Source organism: Pseudoalteromonas sp. 3D05 (assembly GCF_002723455.1).
Taxonomy (GTDB): domain Bacteria; phylum Pseudomonadota; class Gammaproteobacteria; order Enterobacterales; family Alteromonadaceae; genus Pseudoalteromonas.
Genome location: NZ_PDUS01000023.1, coordinates 13,546 through 35,218, shown reverse-complemented (window position 1 = coordinate 35,218; position 21,673 = coordinate 13,546). Strand labels below are relative to the sequence as shown.

Genomic DNA, 21,673 nt, shown 5'->3' with positions numbered 1-21,673 from the left:
CTATCAATTCACTCGGGCAACTGAAAGCTGACGGCTTATAGCTTACAGCTCTCACTTCTTCGTTATCGTCACTTTTGGCTCATTGTAATTACGATAATCAATGCTTACTACGTAGCGGCCTTTTGCTGCTGGGGTGAAGCTAAAGTAATTATAGATGGTATTACAGTCGGCAATGGCAGCTTGACCAAGTACTAGCGATTGCCCTGCTGGTGCAGTTTCGCTGTATCCACAATTGTAGCCTTCGCTAAAGTCGGCATCGGCGATTTTAAATTCGTAGACTTTACCCGGTGTTGAAAACTTAACATCGGCTTGGTAAATCGCAGGAGCAACTTGTTCAAATTGGTACTGAGGCTCTGCATCCCATAAGGTGAAATCACCGCGTAAGTACATAGTTTTATCTAGCTCTTTACTAGGTAGTACGTCATCAATACTAGGAAGTTGAACTTGGCTCGAACATGCGGTTAATAAGCTAACGACCGCAAGCGTTATAATACGTTTCATAGGTTAACCTTAAATACAAAAAAGCCAGCATAGCTGCTGGCTTTTTAAGCTACGCTGAATTTACTTCTGTAGTACTGAAATATCAGCAATATCTAAAAATAAGCCACTTAATTGGCTAAGTAACGCTAAACGATTTTGCTTAACTGCTTCGTCGTCAGCCATTACCATCACGTTATCAAAAAAGTTATCTACACTTTCACGGATACCCGCTAATTGCGCAAGTGCTTCTTGATAATCACCGGCAGCATAAAGTGGTGCAAGGTCAGTTGCGAACTTAGCAACTTGTGAAGCAAGCGCTTTCTCAGCATCATCACTTAATAGGCTCTCATCGACCGTGCCTTGGCTTGTAATGTCATTCTTAGCCAGAATATTACTTACGCGCTTGTTAGCCGCTGCAAGCGATTCTGCTGCGTCTAATGTACGGAAATGACTTACCGCTTTAACACGACGGTCAAAATCAACAGGCTTAGTTGGGCGACGTGCAAGTACTGCTTGAATAACGTCTACTTGAATGCCTTCGTCTTGGTACCACGCACGGAAACGACCTAGCATAAACTCAAACACATCAGCAGATACATTTAGGTTAGTTAGCTTTTCGCCAAATAAGCTTTGTGATTTAGCAACAAGGTCTAAGATATCAAGCGGCAGCTCTTTTTCTACCATGATACGTAACGCACCAATTGCAGCACGGCGAAGTGCAAACGGGTCTTTATCGCCTTTTGGTGCTTGGCCAATTCCGAAAATACCCACCAACGTGTCAAACTTATCTGCGATGGCAACCGCACAGCTGATTAAGTTTGTTGGTAAGCTGTCGCCTGCAAAGCGTGGCATGTATTGCTCATTTTGCGCAATGGCTACGTCTTCGGCTTCACCATCATGGCGTGCGTAATGCATGCCCATCACACCTTGTACGTCTGTAAACTCCATTACCATTTCGGTCATTAAGTCTGTTTTACTTAATAAGCCAGCGCGCTCTGCGAGTGCTTTATCTGCACCTAGTTGCTCAGCGATGTAACCGGCAAGTGCAGCAATACGCTCAGACTTATCTTTTAGTGTACCCAGTTGCTTTTGGAACAATACGCTATCAAGTGATTCTAAGCGGCTTTCTAGGGTTTTCTTTTTATCTGTTTCAAAGAAGAACTGCGCATCAGCTAAACGCGGGCGCACTACTTTTTCGTTACCTGCGATAACAACACTTGGGTTTTTGCTTTCAATATTTGAAACAAACAAAAACTTATTTAGTAGCTTGCCATCTTGATCTAATAGCGGGAAGTATTTTTGGTCGTCTTTCATGGTGTAGATCAGCGCTTCTGCTGGTACATCTAAAAACGCTTCTTCGAAAGTTGCTGTTAGGGTTACTGGCCATTCAACTAAAGAGGTTACTTCTTCAAGTAAATCTTCATCCATGGCAACCACAGCGTTTACTGCTTTTGCGGCAGTTTCAATTTGGCTGCGAATTTGTGCTTTACGTTCCTCGTAATCGGCAACAACGTGTGCAGATTTAAGCACGTCAAAAACTTCATCAGCATGGTTAATGCTAATTTTTTCTGGGTGATGAAAACGATGGCCTTGAAGCTGATTACTTATCGCTTTACCAAGTACCTCGCCTTCAATAAGTTTATCGCCAAACAAAATTGTTGCTGTATGAACAGGACGAATAAATTGTGTTTTATTCGCGCCCCAACGCATTGGTTTTGGAATAGGCAATTTTGCTAACGCTTTATTCACCACGTCATTTAGCAAAGCAGTGGTTTCTTTACCTGCTACTTTAGCAATGTGTAACAACCACGCACCTTTATCTGTTTCAAGAGTTTGTGCGTCCTTAACATCAATACCACAACCGCGCGCCCAACCCATGGCCGCCTTAGTTGGATTGCCTTCACTGTCAAATGCAGCTTTTTTTGCAGGCCCACGTTTCTCAACTTCTTTATCTTGTTGTTTGGCTTCAAGCGCTTTTACTTGTAAGCCTAAACGACGTGGTGATGCATACCAATTTACACCTTGATGAGAAAGCTCTAAGCTTTCAAGTTCTGCTGCTAGGTTTTCAGCAAATGCCTCTGCAAGTTTTCGCAGTGCTTTTGGTGGCAACTCTTCGGTGCCAATTTCTACTAATAAATTTTGTGCTGACATGCTTAATCCTTACAAAGCGGGAAGCCAAGCGCTTCGCGAGCATCATAATAACTTTGTGCACATGCTTTAGATAAGGCACGAACACGTAAAATATAACGTTGGCGTTCAGTCACTGAGATAGCGTGACGCGCATCAAGTAAGTTAAATGCATGCGAGGCTTTCATCACTTGCTCATAAGCAGGTAATGGTAAATCAGCTTCAATAAGCTTTTGGCTTTCAGCTTCACATTTATCAAACTGTGCAAATAAGTCTTCAACGTTAGCGTGCTCAAAGTTGTATTTTGATTGCTCTACTTCGTTTTGGTGAAAAACGTCACCATAGGTAACGCGCCCCATAGGACCGTCAGCCCAAACAAGGTCATAAATACTATCTACGCCTTGAATGTACATTGCCAAACGCTCTAGGCCGTAAGTAATTTCACCAGTCACGGGTGAACACTCAATGCCACCTACCTGTTGAAAGTAAGTAAACTGCGTTACTTCCATACCGTTTAACCAGATTTCCCAACCTAGGCCCCACGCACCTAATGTAGGTGACTCCCAGTTGTCTTCTACGAAGCGTACTTCGTCAGTTAACGTATCAATACCTACAGCAGCTAAAGAGCCTAAATAAAGCTCCTGGATGTTCTCTGGCGATGGCTTTAGTACGACTTGAAACTGGTAGTAATGTTGCAAGCGATTAGGGTTTTCACCATAACGGCCATCTGTAGGACGGCGACACGGTTGTACGTATGCGCTAGACATTGGCTCAGGACCAATAGACTTTAAGAATGTTTGTGGATGGAATGTACCTGCGCCAACTTCCATATCGAGTGGCTGAATAATGACACAACCTTGCTGTGCCCAGTAATCCTGTAAAGCCAGGATCAAACCTTGAAAGGTTTTAACGTCATATTTTTGCATATTTGGCTTTTAGTATCTGCTGTGATGTAGCGTGAAAATTACCCTCAGTATACCTTGTGCGTAGTCATGTTTTAAGCAGTTTGTGCAATTGCAGCCAATAAAAAAGGAGCCATCAGGCTCCTTTTTTAAATTATTACTCGCAATTAAACATCGAGGTTCACTACGCGTAGTGCGTTCGTTTCGATAAACTCTCGGCGAGGCTCTACTTGATCACCCATCAATGTAGCAAACAATTGATCAGCACCAACAGCATCTTCGATCGTTACTTGCAACATACGACGCGCATCAGGATCCATTGTCGTTTCCCACAGTTGGCTAGGGTTCATTTCACCCAATCCTTTATAGCGTTGAATATAGATCCCACGCTTAGATTCTGTGATCAACCATTCCAATGCATCCACAAAGTTATCAACAGCTTTTGTTTTTTCACCGCGTTGAATATATGCACCCTCTTTAAGGACGTTAGCGATGTTTTTACCAGTCACAGCAATGCGTTGATAATCTTTTGAAGCAATAAAGTCATAATGAAGTATGTGTGCTTTATCCACACCATGCTGACGAATATTCACAACCGGATAGTATAGGTTACGCTCTGTATCGTGCTCAGTACCAGCATGGAAAATGGTTGCATCTTCGTCACGCTCAATTAAGTCATCAACGAGCTCTTTAGTCCAAGCAATTACCTTTTCTTCATCAGCAAGATGCTCTGCTTTAAGCTCACTTTGATAAATTAAACGATTCATAACCGTGTTCGGGTATTTACGTTTCAATCGCTCAATAACTTTAACTGTATTTTGGTAATCATGAACAATGTTTTCAAGTGCTTCACCTTCAAGCGCTGACGCATCAGCACTAGTGTAAAGCGCTGCACCATTTAGTGCCAAAGATGTTAAGTACTCAACTAATGCTGGATCATCTTTGATATAACGCTCTTGCTTGCCTTTTTTCACTTTATAAAGTGGTGGTTGAGCAATATATATATAGCCACGTTCAACAATTTCTGGCATTTGACGATAGAAAAATGTTAGTAGCAAGGTACGAATGTGTGAACCATCCACGTCGGCATCGGTCATGATTATGATACGGTGATAACGTAATTTCTCAGGATTATATTCATCGCGACCAATACCACACCCTAATGCGGTGATTAGCGTCGCCACTTCTTGCGAAGATAACATTTTATCAAAACGCGCTTTTTCAACGTTTAAGATTTTACCTTTTAGCGGAAGAATCGCCTGATTCTTACGGTTACGACCCTGCTTGGCTGAACCGCCAGCTGAGTCACCCTCCACTATGTATAGTTCAGATTGTGCTGGGTCTTTCTCTTGGCAATCAGCAAGTTTACCTGGCAATCCTGCTAAGTCCATTGCACCTTTACGGCGAGTCATTTCACGTGCTTTACGGGCTGCTTCACGCGCACGAGCTGCATCAATGATTTTACCCACAACGATTTTAGCGTCCATTGGGTTTTCTAATAAAAACTCAGTGAACTTTTCAGCCATTGCTTGCTCAACCGCAGATTTAACTTCACTTGATACTAGCTTATCTTTGGTTTGTGATGAGAACTTAGGATCAGGTACTTTAACACTTACAACCGCAGTTAAGCCTTCACGAGCATCATCACCCGTCGCATTACTGGTTGTTTTAGCTTTCTTGTTAAAGCCTTCTTTTTCCATATAGTTATTAAGTGTACGCGTTAGCGCAGATCTAAAACCAGCTAAGTGAGTACCACCATCGCGTTGTGGAATGTTATTTGTGAAACAGTAAATATTTTCTTGGAATGCATCATTCCACTGCATAGATACTTCAACACTAATTCCATCTTCTTCACGCTCGTGAGTAAAATGGAATACCCCTTTGTGAACTGGGTTTTTATTACGATTTAGATATTCAACAAACGCTTGAATACCGCCTTCGTATTTGAAGTGATCAGATTTATTTTCTTCTCGCTCATCCGTTAAGATGATGCTCACACCAGAATTCAAGAATGATAATTCGCGTAAACGTTTAGCTAGAATGTCATAATGGAAATCTAAGTTAGTGAACGTTTCAGCACTTGGCCAAAAACGTAACTCTGTACCTGAGCTATCAGAATCACCAATAACAGCTAATGGCGCATCTGGCACACCCATAGTGTATGTTTGCTCATGCAATTTGCCTTCACGGCGAATAGTTAGTTTTAGTTTTTCTGATAATGCATTTACAACAGAAACACCTACACCGTGTAAGCCACCTGATACTTTATAAGAGTTATCATCAAACTTACCACCAGCATGAAGTACCGTCATGATAACTTCAGCTGCAGATACACCTTCTTCTTCATGTATTGAAGTTGGAATACCACGACCGTTATCTCGAACAGAGACTGAACCATCTAAATGAATGGTGACAAAGATGTCATCACAGTGGCCGGCTAAGGCTTCATCAATAGAGTTATCAACGACCTCAAACACCATATGGTGTAAGCCTGTGCCATCATCGGTGTCCCCTATATACATTCCAGGACGCTTTCTTACTGCGTCTAATCCTTTTAGTACTTTAATACTCGACGAATCGTAATTCTCAGACATGGTTAATCCCACTTATCTTGTTATTAGGTTGCCATGTTTCACGTGGAACATTTCTAGTTCTCGTTGCATGGGTTCCACCACAGCAGAAATACTTTCAGATTCAATTGCAGAGATAAATATTTGGGAGTGACAGTGCGACAACAATTGGCCGACCTTCTCTTTCGTATCTTCTCCAAGCTCTGAAGGTAAATCATCTATTAGCAATATAGATTGCTTTTCAGTTTCTGACTCAATCAAACTATTTTGCGTTACTTTTAACGCATAAAGCAATAGCTTCAATTGACCGCGGGAAAATGTATTTTCAACACTGTTGCCAGAAACACTAAAATTAAAATCGGCCTTATGTGGGCCTTTACTGGTAAAACCTTGACGGCTATCGCGTTCAAAGTTTTGTTCAAGGGCATCGCTTAGAGACTCTGTCTCTTTCCAGCCAGCTTGATAGTTTATTTCTAAATCGCTTATAAGCGTTAAGTCTGCACACATTTTATCAAAAAACTGTTGCTTAAACCTACTTATATACGCAATTCTTAAAGTATTTATTTGCTCAGCCAGTCTAACAAATTCTTTATCCCAAAACCTAATTTGGTCAAAATAATTTTTGGGTTTGCTTTTTAATAATGCATTTCGTTGCTTGAGTACTTTATTGAATGATTGCCACAAATAAAAGAAGTCTTGTTCCACGTGGAACAATCCCAAATCTAAAAATTTTCGGCGTTCTTTTGGGCCACCAAAAAATAAAGAGTAGCTCTCAGGCGTAATAACTTGAACAGGCATGAGTTGTGCGAGCTCAGAGACTCTACGGCTAGTTTTACCTTGAATCTTAAGCTCGGTATCTCCATTTAAGCTTTTGCTGATACCGATTGGTATAGACAAGTTATAAAGCGATTTTCTACCATGTATTGTAAACTTACTCTGCTGGTGCTTTATAATGCTTTTATGTTTAGGTGTGCGGAATGATTTGCCATGAGAAAGGAAATAAATAGCCTCTAAAAGGCTGGTTTTTCCACTGCCATTTTCACCGTAAATTACATTAATACCGTTTACAGGTTCCAATGTAAGCGCCTCAATATTTCTAAAATCATTGAGGCTTAAATGACTTAAACTCATAAAACCTTATAAGCGCATCGGCATAACAACGTACATGGCTTCTTCGTCACCCGCACCTTCAATTAATGCACTACTATTTGAATCAGCTAGAGTAAATAAAACATCTTCTGTTTTAAGTGTGTTCAATACATCAAGTACATAAGAAACGTTAAAACCAATTTCTAAATCATCACCTTGATAATTTACCTCAACCACTTCTTCAGCCTGCTCTTGCTCTGGATTGTTTGCAGTTATTTTTAGCAAACCTTCAGAAAGGTTTAGTCGAACCCCTCTAAACTTTTCGTTCGATAAGATTGAAACACGTTGAAAAGCGCTACGTAACCACTCACGGTTTGCGGTAATTACTTTATCGCCACCGCGTGGTAATACTCGACGATAATCAGGAAAGCGGCCGTCAACCAATTTACTGGTAAAAGTAAACTCGGTATCAATAATTCGAATATGGTTTGCACCAAATTGAATGGTTACCAGCTCTTCGTCGGCAACCATTAGTCGCATAATTTCTTGCACGCCCTTACGTGGAATAATTAACTGACGTTGTGTATTTAACGAGTGAGGTAATTCTTTTTGCGCAATTGCTAAACGGTGACCGTCTGTAGCAACAGTTTTAATGTCTGTGTTATCTACTTCAAACGACATGCCATTTAAGTAATAACGTACATCTTGATTAGCCATTGAAAAATGAGTGCTTTCAAGTAGCTTACGTAATTCTAACCGAGTTAACTGAAACTCTACTTCACCATCCCACTGCTCTAAATTAGGAAAGTCTTCAGCAGCAAGCGTAGTTAATGAAAAACGGCTTTTACCACTGGTTAAGAGCAACTGATGATCTTGGCTTGATAATGTTAACTCACAACCATCTGGCAAACTTTTACAAATATCCAGCAACTTTTTTGCTGGTAATGTTAGCTTTGTATCTTCAACATCGTCACCAACAAATACGTTAGCGACAAGCTCAATTTCAAGATCTGTACCTGTCATGGCCAACTGACCATCTACGACCTCTAACAATACGTTAGATAAAATCGGCAAGGTGTGCTTACGCTCAATCGCACCCGACACTTGCACTAAAGGTTTTAAAAATTGATCTCTTGGTATGGTTATTTGCATAGTAAAGTCAGCCTTAAGATGACAATGTTCTTATTAGGTTTTGATAATCTTCTTTCACTTCGTGGCTTTCATCACGCAGTGATTTAACTTTTCGGCACGCGTGCAATACAGTGGTGTGATCTCGCCCACCAAACGCATCGCCAATCTCAGGTAAACTGTGATTTGTTAATTCTTTTGATAATGCCATTGCAACTTGGCGTGGCCTTGCTATAGAGCGGCTGCGACGTTTAGATAGTAAATCTGATACGCGAATACGGTAATATTCCGCAACGGTACGCTGAATATTATCGATCGTTACAAGCTTGTCTTGCAGCGCTAATAAGTCGCGTAGTGCTTCTTTAACAAAGTCGATTGAAATTGGACGACCGGTAAAATTAGCATTGGCAATAACACGGTTAAGTGCACCTTCTAGCTCACGTACATTTGAGCGTAATTTCTTAGCTATAAAAAACGCCACTTCATGAGGTAAGTTAATTTTACTCTGCTGCGCCTTTTTCATTAAAATAGCAACGCGCGTTTCAAGCTCTGGTGGCTCAATAGCAATGGTTAAACCCCAGCCAAAACGTGATTTAAGGCGGTCTTCAACCCCTTCAATCTCTTTTGGATAACGGTCTGAGGTTAAAATAATTTGCTGGTTACCTTCAAGTAACGCATTGAAAGTATGGAAGAATTCTTCTTGAGAGCGCTCTTTATTAGCAAAAAATTGAATGTCATCAATCATTAGCGCATCTACACTACGATAGTAGCGTTTAAATTCTTCTATGGCATTATTTTGCAGCGCTTTTACCATATCTTGTACAAAACGCTCTGAATGCATATAGACAATTTTAGCATCGGGCTTATTCGCCATGATGCCATTCCCTACAGCATGTAATAAATGCGTTTTACCTAAGCCAGTACCACCATATATAAATACAGGGTTAAATGCTGCACCTGGGTTATCTGCAACCTGTGTTGCGGCAGCTTTTGCTAACTGGTTAGATTTACCCTCAACAAAACTATCAAAGGTATAGTTTTCTTTTATATTTGGTTTATACCCAGATTTGGGCGCAGGCTCTACCACTTGCTTAACCGCTTTTGGTTGCTCTACAGCAGCGGGTTGATTTATTGGTGGCGTATTATCAGCAACGGGAGCCGCCATCTGCGTATTTAATATAGGCTTGCTACCCACATCAAAACGTAATTCAGGTGCTTCATCTTTACAAATTTCGACAAGTAATTCGTTAATGCGGTTGAGGTATTTCTCTCTCACCCAGTCAAGTACAAACCGATTAGGCGCATAAATAGTCAAGGTATCTTCGGTACTTTCTGCTTGTAATGGTCTTACCCACATACTGAACTGCTGCGAAGGCAGTTCATCTTGCAATACATATAAACAACTTTGCCAAACCGACAGATACACAGTTAAACTCCCAAAGATTTAGTTTTTATTCCCGGCCATCATAATAAACCAGAAAGTTATACTTTTATTACTGTTATTAGGCAATTTATTAACCCAAGACCGACTATTATGAAGGCACTTTATCCACAAGTACAAGATTGATTTTTTTGAAAAACATGATCTCGGCTTAAAAAATTAGTAACAGACTGATTTATAATAAAATATATTTTTAACGCCACTGACTGATCATAACAAAAAACCCACTAGATCGCGATGAAAATAGTTGATCTAATTTAGTTACCCCAAGCTTTTATGCACTTTTTATACAGAGGCTGTGGAAAACTCCTTTATTATAAGGATCCTAGCTGATCCCACTGTTTTTACTTTGTCCCATACTCTATTATATATGTAATTATGATTGACTTTAGAGGTCTTCCTCTATAATATCTCGCGCTCGCAATGGCACCTGTGCCAGGATCGCGACCTGCATAGGATGTTTTAACCTTTAACCGATCGGATGGAATTGTTATGAAAAGAACTTTTCAACCTAGCGTTTTAAAACGCAAACGTGCTCACGGTTTCCGTGCTCGCATGGCAACTGTAAATGGCCGTAAAGTATTAGCTCGTCGCCGCGCTAAAGGCCGTAAAGTTCTTTCTGCTTAATATATAAGTGGAAGACTTTAACTTTGGCAGGGAGTTACGTCTGTTAACTCCCTCGCATTACTCTCGCATATTTAATGAACCCGCTCGGGCTGCAACTCCTTTCTTTACTTTATTAGCAAAACCTAATGACCAAGCAAAACCTCGCTTAGGCCTTACTGTTGCTAAAAAACGAGTTAAAAAAGCCTGTCAACGTAACCGTATTAAACGTCTTGCTCGCGAAAGTTTTCGTTTAAATCAGCATACTATTGATAACATCGATATTGTGTTAATGGTTAAAAGTGGCATCGATGAACAATCAAACGAAGAGCTCACAAAGCAATTAACTAAATTGTGGCGCAAAATTAATGAACGCTGCAAACCGGGTGCCCCTAAACCACCCCCATTTAAAAGACGACCTAATAAATCGGCTAAATCAAATAAACAAAGCCAATAGCAATAGAATTATAGGGTTAATTAAGGTATCTTTAGCTCACCTTTTAATCATGCATTTAAAATTCCGTTTTGGGTGTTTAAATTCATGGTATCCACCCACTAAATATATACAGAGGATAGAACATCATGAGGTTACTTAAACCAATTGTTGCTTTTCCAACGTTTTGTTTAGTGTTAATAATTCGCGGTTATCAAAAGTGGATTAGCCCGCTGTTAGGTCCGCATTGTCGTTTTAATCCCACTTGCTCAAGTTATGCTATTCAAGCAATTAATTTGCATGGATCTGTAAAAGGCAGTTGGTTAGCGCTCAAACGCATATTAAAATGTCATCCTTTACACTCAGGCGGAGACGACCCCGTTCCTGAAAAAACAACCCATATTAACCACCAACACGAGAAATAAGAGCTGTTATGGAATCGCAACGCACGTTTTTATTCATCGGTTTGATGCTTGTATCGTTTTTATTGTTCCAAGAATGGAATAACGATTACAACGCACCAAAAGCCGATCCTAGTGCCAACACACAAACACTACAATCTAACTCACCTGATTCTGATGATTATGTACCTTCGTCAACAGATGGTGATTTACCAACTGCAGCAACCAGTGCAAAACGTTCAGTAATCGATATCACAACTGACGTATTCACTGTAAAAATAGATACCCGCGGTGGTGATATTGTTGAATCAGACCTACTGCAATACGAAGAAGTAAAAGGTGAAGAAACACCCTTTATGCTTTTGGGTGAGTTTGATGGCAATCAATACTTCTCACAAAGTGGTTTAATTGGTTTAAATGGTCCTGATGCATCAGCAAATGGCCGCCCTGTTTATAGCACTGAGCAAAAAAGCTATACAATGAATGGTGATGAGCTCCGCGTTCCTCTAACGTTTACAGATAGTAAAGGTGTTACGTTTACTAAAACCTACGTATTCAAGAAAGGCCAATACGACGTTGCTCTAGAATATACTGTAAACAACACCACTGCTGAGCCAATTCAAGTACAGCTTTACACACAAATTAAGCGTACAGTTCAAGAAAAAGGCAGCTTAGTTGACCAGAACTATCTTGGTGCTGCTTATGGCTCTAGTGAAGAGAAATATGAAAAGTACAGTTTTTCAGACATGGCTGATAAAAACCTCAGTATTAATACCCAAGGTGGTTATGTTGCATTTATTCAGCATTACTTTGTAAGTGCTTGGATACCTGTACAAGAACAACAAAATACCCTTTACAGTTTAATTGCGTCAGGCAATGCCGCAATCATAGGTGCTAAAGGTGAGCCAGTAAATATTCAAGCTAACCAACAAGCAAGTATTGGTGCTACTTACTACATGGGCCCGAAAGAGTCTGATAAGTTAGAAGCAATTCACCCCGACCTTGATTTAACAGTGGATTACGGTTGGTTATTTTTTATCTCGCAACCATTATTTGTACTACTAAAATGGTTGTACGGCATTTTGGGTAACTGGGGTCTGGCGATTATTGCTATTACTATTATTGTTAAGTCATTAATGTACCCATTAACTAAAGCGCAATACACCTCGATGGCGAAGATGCGTGCGCTGCAACCTAAAATGGCTGCACTTAAAGAAAAGTATGGTGATGACCGTCAAAAATTCGGCCAAGCAACCATGGAAATGTACCGCAAAGAGAAGGTAAACCCTATGGGTGGCTGTTTCCCAATTTTGCTACAAATGCCTATTTTCTTAGCCTTGTTCTACGTATTTTTAGAATCAACAGAACTACGTCATGCAGAGTTTTACCTTTGGTTAACTGACTTATCAGCAATGGACCCATACTACGTATTACCCGTTTTATTTGGTTTAAGTATGTTCATCACTCAAAAGTTACAACCAATGACAGTGACTGATCCGATGCAACAAAAGATGATGACCTTTATGCCGGTTATCTTCTCTGTGTTCTTCTTATGGTTCCCGTCTGGCCTAGTACTTTACTGGTTAGTATCTAACCTTATTTCAATCGCGCAAATGCTCTATATTTACCGCGGTATGGAAAAACAAGGTATTAAGGTAAGAGGTTAAACTCTTCACCTAACAAAAAAGGCGCTAATCAGCGCCTTTTTAATGCTTGAAAATTAATACCAATTCGCTTAATTAAGTGAGCTATTTTGGGGGTAGAAAAACGTGTTGATAGCAAGGCAAAAAATTCGCTATTTAGTTGTTCTAAATGAGAATTTTTTAACGCAGGTAGCGACACGTTTAGCCCCGCAAAATGATTAAGTATTATTGCGGATTGGTATAATAACCAAAAGTAGGTGAGTAAACCACGTTTGGCACACTTCGCTCAGTAAAGCTCAAACTCGTTGTTAACAGCGAAGCTACCACCAAACCGATTACAATACCCCCTGATAAACCAAGCCATCTCACAACCGTTGTTTTACGCTTAACCCTAAGCCAGCTCATATAGATGCCAGCAGCACTTACAAGGCTCATTAATGCTCCAAAAAGCCCCCAAATAAGTTTGGTACCAATTCCTGCAAAGTTACCAAAATGCAGTGGATCAGCAGTGTCTTTAATTCGCGGAAGCAGCTTTAATTCTTCCCCTTTTTGTAGACCAAGTACCTCACCCGAGCTTGGTTTTAAAAAGACACGGTTAGCACGAAGGCGAAGTAAAATATCATCGTTATAGCCACGCACTTCAATAGGCTGATTCACTTTATTAGGATAACGTATATAGCGAATATCCAGGCTAGGAAACGCGTGTTGAGCGGCTTTATAAGCTGTTGTTAAACTAATTGGTAATACACCTTTGCGAGGGATTTGTTTTTTAAAGTCACTCAAAGCTTGTGGAGCAGAAACAGTGTGGGGGACTTTCGCGGTTTGCAGCCCGTGCTCTACAAGATACCAAACCCCAGTGATGGCCATCACAGCTATAAACCATAAACTCCAAAGCCCTAACAGCTTATGCCAATCAGACCAACTACTGCGCTTACCAAGGCAGAGCATAGCAGGCCTTTTCATAAAACCTTGCCACCAGTGCCGATACACGTAAAAACTGGAGACCAATAAAATAACAAGTAAAATACTTAAACTGGTGACAATTAATTTACCCGTCCAACCCATCGACAAATTCATATGCCAATTACGTAAAAACCGCGATATCCGCGCCCACTCACCTTCACCAAGTAAGCTACCAGTTGCTGCATCTAAATAAACAAAACGAAATGAGTCACCGACTTTAAGGGCCGCTTCAGTAGCAAGGTAATCTTGCTTATGACGTTGAATATAAAGTAATTTAGCTTGCGGGTAATGCTTATTAAGGGTGTTTTCGATAGCTTGGTAGTTAGTCGAAGCAGAAGAAGATAAAGCACGATACTTAGCGTCTGTTAAGTACTCGAGTTCATGGCTTAACGTAGCGAGTGTGCCCGATACGCAGGTAACAAAAAGCAGGACTCCAACAAAAAGCCCTGCCCAGGAATGTAAGTTAAACCAACTTTTAGCGTTCACTCGCCACCATTAAAAGCTGTATTTAGCACTTAAATATATTCGACGCGGTTCACCAGGAAAGTGCCCTGTTCGCTCGATAAAGCCACTGCTAGCGTACTCTTTATCAAACAAGTTCTTAACTGATAGCTGCCATTGCCAGTTATCAACGGTTGTTTGCCACGCCATATTGTAAACAGTGTAAGGTTTAACACGTTGACCACCTAAACTAAGCTGTTCATCAACATAATCTAAGCCAGCAGAAATAGATGACAATAAGCTAGGTAACTCATAGCGTGTCCATATACCTAGGGTATTTTGCGGCGCGTTAGCAAATTTATCGCTATCAGGAATTTGGTTACGAATGCTATCGTTGGCTTCAGTAATACGGGTATCATTATAAGCGTAGCTTGCAGTAACTACCCAGCGATCAGTAATGTCACCAACCACCTCGAGTTCAAAGCCCTTACTTTGTACTTCACCAACGGCAACTAAATCATCAACGCCGTCACCTGCAACATCACCTAATAAGCTAGGCTGCAGGATGTCTTCGCGGACAATATCGTACACAGCCATATTAACAGCAAGCGTATCATCTAATAGTTTAGTTCTTAAACCTAACTCATTAATACGGCTAGTCTCTGGCGAGAACGGACCGCCCTTTGCTGTTTCTTGATTACTCGCACTTTGCGGCACAAAGCCAGTACCATGGAGTGCATAAGGAAAGAACATGTTGTTAATGTTATAGCTGGTACCAATACGGTAAGTTAAATCGCTATCAGAAAACTCGGTTTGATTTAACAAGTCTTTATCTTCAAAGCGGTCATACCTTAAACCAGCAGTCACACTCCAATTAGCGGTGATATCTAGCTGATCTTGCAAGTACGCACCAAAACGCGTGCTATTCGTTTTCCCAAGTCTTGGTGTAATATTTTCAAGATCATAATCATCAGCAGAGGTTAAACCATACTCAGGGTCGTTAAGATCAAGGCCAGGTACAGGGCCTCCTTTACTCTTTTGCTTTGCTGTGCGGTACACACTTTCAAAGTCATGCTCATACCAGTCACTACCAAACAGCACTTGATGTTGCATGTCTGCAATTACAAATTCTGCGATCGCATTAGCTGTTAAACTAAAGCCTTCGTTCTCACGTACTTGATCACGAAACTCGCGATGGCTCCAATCAACAATACCGTCGTCATCAGTATCTACAAGACCTCTTGGTTCATGGTAATTTTGCACTTCTTTGTTATCAAAATAACGTGCTGTGACATCTGTACGCCAAACATCATTAAATTCATGTTTTAGAGTCGCTTGATAGACATGCGCTTCTACATTTTGAAAGTCAGTGGCTTCGTTATGGTTCCAACTAATATCTGTCAGAAAGTGTCCATTATCATCAGCTGCTACACCACGTAAACGTGCTCCACCCAACTCTTGTTCTATATAGGTATACTGAGTGGTCAATTCGGTTGCACTATTCATAAGCCAAGTATAACCAAGGTCTACAATAGTATTATCGCTGCTAGTATTCGCGCGAAATGGCTTTTCAGTATCACGATAGATGCCAATACGGTAAGCATGATTATCAAGTGATTCACTCAATGTTCCCGTGCTTTCTAATGCACCACTGAAGAAGTCATCATTACCTACTTCAACCTCAATACTGTGCTCACGTGTGAATTGAGGCTTCTTAGTTACATAGTTAATAATACCACCCGGATTACCACTACCGTATATAGCACCAGCAGGCCCTTTTAAAACCGCAACTTGTTCAATATTAAATAATTGCGGTACAGCAAAACCGTTAAAAGGGTCGCCCTTCACACTATCGTATAAAATCTCATCTTGGCGAAAGCCACGGAATGTTACGCCCGAATAACTAAAAGCATTAACGCCAGCAATATTGCTGTAAAGGTCGGTAATTTGGCGAGCAGCCTGATCACTGATCAGCTCCTGCGGCAAAATTTGAATTGATTGAGGAATTTTCTCTAAAGGTGTATTAGTACGAGTAGCAAAACTTGATTCGGTTGGGCGATATAAAGAAAACGCACGGCCAACAACTTCTATTTTTTCGAGTTCTTTAGAATCATTTTGATCAGAAATAGCAACTTCAGTTTGAGCATGGCCAATGCCCGAAAAACCAGCAGCAAGTGCAATAAAAACAGTAGAAAGACGCATAGTAAAAAACGATAAGATTTAGAATGCGCAACATGTTAATGAATATAGTTATCATTTGCAATTAACGCTTATTATTAATTAAAACTAAATAAAGTAATATTTACATCAGACTTCTAGCACTTCATTGGTTAAACAGCTATTCGCATGAAATTAAGCCATAGGTTACAATAGAGCTAGCATTCATTCTTTCATTGGCATTATTTCATCGCATGATTAATCAAGACACAATTGCAGCACAAGCAACCGCACCAGGACGTGGTGGGGTTGGTATTATTCGCGTCTCTGGCAGCTTAGCAAAAAGCGTTGCAGAGCAAATTATTGGCCGTTGCCCTAAAGTTCGCTATGCTGACTATGTACCTTTTAAAAGCCTTGCAGGTAAGCAACTTGACCAAGGTATTGCAATTTACTTCGCGGGTCCTAATTCATTTACTGGCGAAGATGTACTTGAGTTACAAGGTCACGGCGGCCCAGTAGTTCTGGATATGCTATTAAAGGAAATAAGCCAAATCGACGGCGTGCGACTTGCCAAGCCAGGTGAGTTTTCAGAACGCGCTTTCATGAACGATAAAATGGATTTAACCCAAGCAGAGGCCATTGCTGATTTAATTAATGCCACTAGTGAACAAGCAGCAAAAAGCGCATTACAATCGCTTCAGGGTGAGTTTTCAAAGCATATTGATACTCTAGTCGAAAAAGTCATTCACTTGCGTATGTATGTTGAAGCAGCAATTGATTTTCCTGATGAAGAAATCGATTTTCTATCAGACGGTAAAGTCTCTGGTGATCTAAATGCCATTATTGATCAACTCAACAACGTGACCAATCAAGCTAAGCAAGGCAGTATTATGCGTGAAGGTATGCGTGTTGTTATTGCTGGGCGCCCTAATGCGGGTAAATCTAGCTTACTTAATGCCTTAGCAGGTAGAGAAGCCGCCATCGTAACAGAGATTGCAGGCACCACCCGTGATGTACTACGCGAACATATCCATATTGATGGCATGCCACTGCATATTATAGATACCGCAGGCCTACGTGAAAGCCCTGATCGAGTAGAACAAATAGGTATAGAGCGCGCATGGGATGAAATAAACCAAGCTGATCGCGTGTTATTTATGCTTGATGGTACTGATACAAAAGACACCGACCCACATGCTATTTGGCCGGAGTTTATGGCCAAGCTTCCACAAGGTATGGGAGTAACGGTGATCCGAAATAAAGCGGATTTATCGGGTGATGAAGTCGGTATGAGTGAAAACCAGCAATACCCAGTGATAAGTCTCAGTGCTAAAAATGCTGAAGGTATAGAGTTAGTTCGTACTCACTTAAAAGCTTGTGTCGGGTTTGATGGCGCAACGGAAGGTGGCTTTATGGCACGTCGTCGTCATTTAGATGCATTAGAAAACGCAGCCCATCATTTGCATACAGGTAAGGACCAATTAGAGATGCATATAGCTGGTGAAATACTGGCAGAAGAGCTGCGTTTAACACAGCACTTCCTCAATGAAATTACCGGCGAATTTACCTCTGATGACCTACTTGGCAAAATATTTAGCTCGTTTTGTATCGGTAAATAACTTTACTCTTATATTAAAAGAGTGTGAAAGCACTCTTTTCACTCACAATTACGACCTCTTTAGTTATAAACCCTCTGCATAAAACCATTTAAAAAATCAAAAACTAAGCCAAATTGCTGGTGGATAACGCCCACTCTGACTCATTCTAAGCTTTAAATAAGTACACATTATCAGCATCTACTGCATTTTGAAGATTACCTGACACGCGTATTTAAAAGTCTAATTTTCATTAACGCGACCTAGCTAAAAGCGCTATTTCATCGTTTGATTTGATATTTTTACGCTTAAATTAAGCAATTTAAAAAAGCATTTAGCTCTTGATAATAAGCAGTGCTGATCGATCCTAAAATAAAAAAGACGTTAAACAGTGCTAATGATCACTTAATAAAACAAAAAACTTATCCACAAACGGACGATCTTTAAGTTAAAAGCCATATTTTTTATAAAAACTAAGTAAGGTTCCTCTCTCTTTTTGTCTTTATTTAACGTTTTTTAAAAAATAAACCGTTAATATTGCTGTAAATGAAAAAATAATTAATGAAGAGTACTTTTTTTATAACCTCAAACGATCGTTATTCACAGCCGATCTATCCACATTTTATTTATAGGTATACGAATAAAAATAAACACTTTGTTATCTAAAAAAGATCAATGACTTAGTAAAAAATGATTCTGATCAGTTAATAAAAATCCAATAGTTCCACACTAATTACACACAGCTTTATCAGATGATTACATTTAGGAATATTTTATTTTGTTTATATTTTTCAATAAATTAAAATAAACCAAAAATGAATGGATAGTTTTTACTCATAAAAAGTTATACAAAGTGAAAGTATTCCCTTTACTGAGCAATAAAGTTAGCTATCATAGCTGCAAATTAAGTTAGTAAGTGATCAGCAAATTTATGTCTTTGGTAAATATTATAATTGGTAGTCAAATGGGATCTGCTGAGTATGTTGGTGAACAATTAGCAGAACAGCTAATTTCATTAGGGATCTCAACTGAAGTGCATGATCAGCCAAGCTTTAATGATATCAACCAAGACAACACTATCTGGCTAATATGTACATCAACATATGGTGCAGGTGACTACCCAGAAAACTTGCTTCCTTTTATCGAGAGTATTAATCAAGTAGATGATTTACAAGGATTAAAGTTTAGTGTTATTGGCTTAGGAGACACCAGCTATGACACTTATAACCTTGCTGGACGCAATTTAGAGGCACTACTTTTGAGCAAAGGTGCGCACTGTACGGCCCAGCGACTCGAACTGAACATACTTGATGAAGAACTACCAGAAGACACTGCTTTAGCCTGGCTGCCAGGGTGGATCGAAATAAATAACCTAAAAACACAGTGATCTAATGTAAATCCACCAGCTAAAGTTATGCACAATATATTGAGAATTTAGATCGGTTTGTGGATAACCTATGATCTAACTGCGTTTCTAAGGGTTGTTATCCATGGGATAAGATCCATTCGATTACCCCCTGTGTATAAATAGCTCTTTTGGTCAGAGCTTATATGCGTGTTGATCCGATCATATATACACCTTTAGATCGGATCTAACTCTATGTTTTAATATACAAACTAGACCTTATCAACAGAAAACCTGATCAGTAGTAGTAATAGAAATAAAAGATCTCTTTAAAAGATCCTTTATATTATTAGAGATCACTTACTTAGATCTTGAGCACAGTTTAATCATTTATCTTCTGTCAATTTATAGGTAGAATACGCTCCCCTTGGCAGTTTGCTGGTTGATTTAAGTAGGATCCTGAAATGATTTTTCACGAAAATTTTGATGTTATCGTTGTTGGTGGTGGGCATGCAGGCACTGAAGCTGCATTGGCTGCTGCGCGTATGGGAATGAATACGCTTTTACTGACTCACAACATGGATACCTTAGGCCAAATGTCATGCAACCCTGCCATTGGTGGTATTGGCAAGGGTCATTTAGTTAAAGAAATTGATGCACTCGGCGGTGCAATGGCTCAAGCTATTGATAAAGGCGGGATCCAATTTCGAACACTAAACTCTTCTAAAGGCCCTGCTGTTCGTGCAACTCGTGCACAAGCTGATCGCGCTTTATATAAGGCTGCCATTCAAGACATCTTGCAAAACCAAGATAATTTAAAGATCTTTCAGCAATCGTGTGATGATCTCATTGTAGAAAATAACCAGGTTAAAGGTGTAGTTACCCAAATGGGGTTACGTTTTAGCGCACCATCAGTGGTATTGACCGTTGGTACTTTCCTTGGTGGACAAATTCATATCGGCCTTGAGAATTTTAAAGGCGGAAGAGCAGGTGATCCACCTTCAATCGCTTTAGCTGATCGTTTACGTGAATTGCCATTTCGTGTTGATCGCTTAAAAACAGGTACGCCACCACGTATAGATGCACGCACTGTTGATTTTACTAAAATGCAAGAGCAGCCAGGTGATGCACCTACCCCGGTATTTTCATTTTTAGGTAAACAAAGTGATCATCCACAACAAATTCCGTGTTATATCACGTACACCAATGAAAAAACTCATGATGTGATCCGCAATAACCTTCATCGCTCACCTATGTATTCAGGTGTGATTGAAGGCATTGGTCCACGCTATTGTCCATCAATTGAAGATAAGATCGTTCGTTTTGCAGATAAAGATAAACACCAAATATTTGTGGAGCCAGAAGGATTAACCTCTTATGAGCTTTACCCTAATGGTATTTCTACAAGCTTACCATTTGATGTTCAATTAGAAATCGTACAATCAATTGCCGGTTTTGAAAATGCGCATATATGTCGCCCAGGTTACGCAATTGAATACGACTTTTTTGATCCTCGCGATTTAAAGAAATCATTAGAAACTAAGTTTATTAATGGATTATTCTTTGCTGGCCAAATTAATGGCACTACAGGGTATGAAGAAGCGGGTGCACAAGGTTTAATTGCTGGTATGAATGCTGCGCTTCAAGTTCAAGGTAAAGAGCCATGGACCCCACGTCGTGATGAAGCTTATGTAGGTGTACTTATTGATGATCTAACAACACTCGGCACTAAAGAACCATACCGTATGTTTACTAGCCGTGCTGAATACCGTTTATTGCTACGTGAAGATAATGCAGATATCCGTCTAACAGCCAAAGGCCGCGAGCTAGGTTTGGTTAATGATGAGCGTTGGCAATCATTTAACGAAAAAATGGATGTGATCGCAAAAGAGTCACAGCGTATTAAAGAAACATGGATCCATAAGGATCATGCTGTAATTGATCAAGTAAATAACTTATTGAAAACACCTTTAGTTCGTGAAGCGAGTTTAGAAGATCTTCTACGTCGTCCTGAGATTCGTTACATCGATCTTATGGCAATTGATGGCCTAGGATCTGAGTTTGAAAATGCACCGGCGCTTGAACAAGTTGAGATCCATACTAAATATGCAGGCTACATTGCACGCCAGCAAGATGAGATCAATAAACAATTACGTCACGAAGAAACCGTATTGCCAAAAGATTATGATTATTCGACTGTTTCGGGGTTATCAAATGAAGTTGTTGCTAAGTTAACAGAAGCCCGCCCTGACACTATCGGCCAAGCATCGCGTATTTCTGGTATCACCCCTGCGGCGATTTCGCTATTATTAGTGTATCTAAAGAAGCAAGGCTTATTACGCAAAATCGCGTAGT

The 21,673-nt window shown here is 40.1% G+C and carries 16 protein-coding genes; 7 read left to right on the top strand and 9 right to left on the bottom strand.

Going from position 1 to position 21,673, the window contains the following annotated elements; translation table 11 throughout:
- Positions 1 to 51: 51 nt before the first annotated feature.
- The 7 genes from CSC79_RS17940 to dnaA form a co-directional block, all read right to left on the bottom strand.
- Positions 52 to 501, bottom strand: coding sequence for a hypothetical protein (locus CSC79_RS17940; RefSeq protein ID WP_099297162.1), 450 nt, complete (start codon positions 499 to 501; stop codon positions 52 to 54).
- 60 nt (positions 502 to 561) lie between these two features.
- On the bottom strand, positions 562 to 2,631 hold the full coding sequence (glyS, locus tag CSC79_RS17935; RefSeq protein WP_099297160.1) for a glycine--tRNA ligase subunit beta: 2,070 nt from the start codon (positions 2,629 to 2,631) through the stop codon (positions 562 to 564).
- Between the two features lie 2 nt (positions 2,632 to 2,633).
- Positions 2,634 to 3,533 carry a glycine--tRNA ligase subunit alpha gene (gene glyQ, locus CSC79_RS17930; protein ID WP_099297158.1) on the bottom strand — a complete coding sequence of 300 codons (900 nt, stop codon included), beginning with the start codon at positions 3,531 to 3,533 and terminating at the stop codon, positions 2,634 to 2,636.
- 143 nt (positions 3,534 to 3,676) lie between these two features.
- On the bottom strand, positions 3,677 to 6,103 hold the full coding sequence (gene gyrB, locus CSC79_RS17925) for a DNA topoisomerase (ATP-hydrolyzing) subunit B (RefSeq protein WP_099297156.1): 2,427 nt from the start codon (positions 6,101 to 6,103) through the stop codon (positions 3,677 to 3,679).
- Positions 6,104 to 6,115: 12 nt separating this feature from the next.
- The gene (recF, locus tag CSC79_RS17920; RefSeq protein ID WP_099297154.1) at positions 6,116 to 7,210 is read right to left on the bottom strand and encodes a DNA replication/repair protein RecF; all 1,095 of its coding nucleotides are present in this window, start codon (positions 7,208 to 7,210) and stop codon (positions 6,116 to 6,118) included.
- A gap of 6 nt (positions 7,211 to 7,216) precedes the next feature.
- Complete coding sequence (gene dnaN / locus CSC79_RS17915; RefSeq protein ID WP_099297152.1) at positions 7,217 to 8,320, bottom strand: DNA polymerase III subunit beta; 1,104 nt, start codon at positions 8,318 to 8,320, stop codon at positions 7,217 to 7,219.
- A 13-nt stretch (positions 8,321 to 8,333) separates the two neighbouring features.
- On the bottom strand, positions 8,334 to 9,722 hold the full coding sequence (gene dnaA / locus CSC79_RS17910; protein WP_099297150.1) for a chromosomal replication initiator protein DnaA: 1,389 nt from the start codon (positions 9,720 to 9,722) through the stop codon (positions 8,334 to 8,336).
- Between the two features lie 507 nt (positions 9,723 to 10,229).
- Between dnaA and rpmH the strand changes: the two genes are divergently transcribed.
- From rpmH to yidC, 4 genes are all read left to right on the top strand, one after another.
- Complete coding sequence (rpmH, locus tag CSC79_RS17905) at positions 10,230 to 10,364, top strand: 50S ribosomal protein L34 (protein ID WP_004335215.1); 135 nt, start codon at positions 10,230 to 10,232, stop codon at positions 10,362 to 10,364.
- 7 nt (positions 10,365 to 10,371) lie between these two features.
- The gene (gene rnpA, locus CSC79_RS17900) at positions 10,372 to 10,797 is read left to right on the top strand and encodes a ribonuclease P protein component (RefSeq protein WP_058562002.1); all 426 of its coding nucleotides are present in this window, start codon (positions 10,372 to 10,374) and stop codon (positions 10,795 to 10,797) included.
- Positions 10,798 to 10,922: 125 nt separating this feature from the next.
- On the top strand, positions 10,923 to 11,198 hold the full coding sequence (yidD, locus tag CSC79_RS17895) for a membrane protein insertion efficiency factor YidD (RefSeq protein ID WP_099297148.1): 276 nt from the start codon (positions 10,923 to 10,925) through the stop codon (positions 11,196 to 11,198).
- Between the two features lie 8 nt (positions 11,199 to 11,206).
- Positions 11,207 to 12,841 carry a membrane protein insertase YidC gene (gene yidC, locus CSC79_RS17890; protein WP_099297146.1) on the top strand — a complete coding sequence of 545 codons (1,635 nt, stop codon included), beginning with the start codon at positions 11,207 to 11,209 and terminating at the stop codon, positions 12,839 to 12,841.
- A gap of 201 nt (positions 12,842 to 13,042) precedes the next feature.
- Here yidC and CSC79_RS17885 read toward each other — a convergent pair whose 3' ends face one another.
- The gene (locus tag CSC79_RS17885) at positions 13,043 to 14,266 is read right to left on the bottom strand and encodes a PepSY-associated TM helix domain-containing protein (RefSeq protein ID WP_099297144.1); all 1,224 of its coding nucleotides are present in this window, start codon (positions 14,264 to 14,266) and stop codon (positions 13,043 to 13,045) included.
- A 9-nt stretch (positions 14,267 to 14,275) separates the two neighbouring features.
- The gene (locus CSC79_RS17880; protein WP_099297142.1) at positions 14,276 to 16,423 is read right to left on the bottom strand and encodes a TonB-dependent siderophore receptor; all 2,148 of its coding nucleotides are present in this window, start codon (positions 16,421 to 16,423) and stop codon (positions 14,276 to 14,278) included.
- A gap of 209 nt (positions 16,424 to 16,632) precedes the next feature.
- Between CSC79_RS17880 and mnmE the strand changes: the two genes are divergently transcribed.
- The 3 genes from mnmE to mnmG all read left to right on the top strand — a co-directional run bounded on the left by mnmE (position 16,633) and on the right by mnmG (position 21,672).
- Positions 16,633 to 17,997, top strand: coding sequence for a tRNA uridine-5-carboxymethylaminomethyl(34) synthesis GTPase MnmE (mnmE, locus tag CSC79_RS17875; RefSeq protein WP_099297140.1), 1,365 nt, complete (start codon positions 16,633 to 16,635; stop codon positions 17,995 to 17,997).
- Between the two features lie 907 nt (positions 17,998 to 18,904).
- The gene (locus CSC79_RS17870; protein WP_099297138.1) at positions 18,905 to 19,360 is read left to right on the top strand and encodes a flavodoxin domain-containing protein; all 456 of its coding nucleotides are present in this window, start codon (positions 18,905 to 18,907) and stop codon (positions 19,358 to 19,360) included.
- A 422-nt stretch (positions 19,361 to 19,782) separates the two neighbouring features.
- A complete protein-coding gene (gene mnmG / locus CSC79_RS17865; protein ID WP_099297136.1) occupies positions 19,783 to 21,672 on the top strand; it encodes a tRNA uridine-5-carboxymethylaminomethyl(34) synthesis enzyme MnmG in 1,890 nt (629 codons plus the stop codon).
- The last annotated feature ends 1 nt before the right edge of the window (position 21,673 follow it).

Bases quoted from the DNA above. Each gene is read 5' to 3' on its own strand.
- CSC79_RS17940 (WP_099297162.1), bottom strand. From the start codon at position 501: ATGAAACGTATTATAACGCTTGCGGTCGTTAGCTTATTAACCGCATGT.
- glyS (WP_099297160.1), bottom strand. From the start codon at position 2,631: ATGTCAGCACAAAATTTATTAGTAGAAATTGGCACCGAAGAGTTGCCA.
- glyQ (WP_099297158.1), bottom strand. From the start codon at position 3,533: ATGCAAAAATATGACGTTAAAACCTTTCAAGGTTTGATCCTGGCTTTA.
- gyrB (WP_099297156.1), bottom strand. From the start codon at position 6,103: ATGTCTGAGAATTACGATTCGTCGAGTATTAAAGTACTAAAAGGATTA.
- recF (WP_099297154.1), bottom strand. From the start codon at position 7,210: ATGAGTTTAAGTCATTTAAGCCTCAATGATTTTAGAAATATTGAGGCG.
- dnaN (WP_099297152.1), bottom strand. From the start codon at position 8,320: ATGCAAATAACCATACCAAGAGATCAATTTTTAAAACCTTTAGTGCAA.
- rpmH (WP_004335215.1), top strand. From the start codon at position 10,230: ATGAAAAGAACTTTTCAACCTAGCGTTTTAAAACGCAAACGTGCTCAC.
- yidD (WP_099297148.1), top strand. From the start codon at position 10,923: ATGAGGTTACTTAAACCAATTGTTGCTTTTCCAACGTTTTGTTTAGTG.
- yidC (WP_099297146.1), top strand. From the start codon at position 11,207: ATGGAATCGCAACGCACGTTTTTATTCATCGGTTTGATGCTTGTATCG.
- CSC79_RS17880 (WP_099297142.1), bottom strand. From the start codon at position 16,423: ATGCGTCTTTCTACTGTTTTTATTGCACTTGCTGCTGGTTTTTCGGGC.
- mnmE (WP_099297140.1), top strand. From the start codon at position 16,633: ATGATTAATCAAGACACAATTGCAGCACAAGCAACCGCACCAGGACGT.
- CSC79_RS17870 (WP_099297138.1), top strand. From the start codon at position 18,905: ATGTCTTTGGTAAATATTATAATTGGTAGTCAAATGGGATCTGCTGAG.
- mnmG (WP_099297136.1), top strand. From the start codon at position 19,783: ATGATTTTTCACGAAAATTTTGATGTTATCGTTGTTGGTGGTGGGCAT.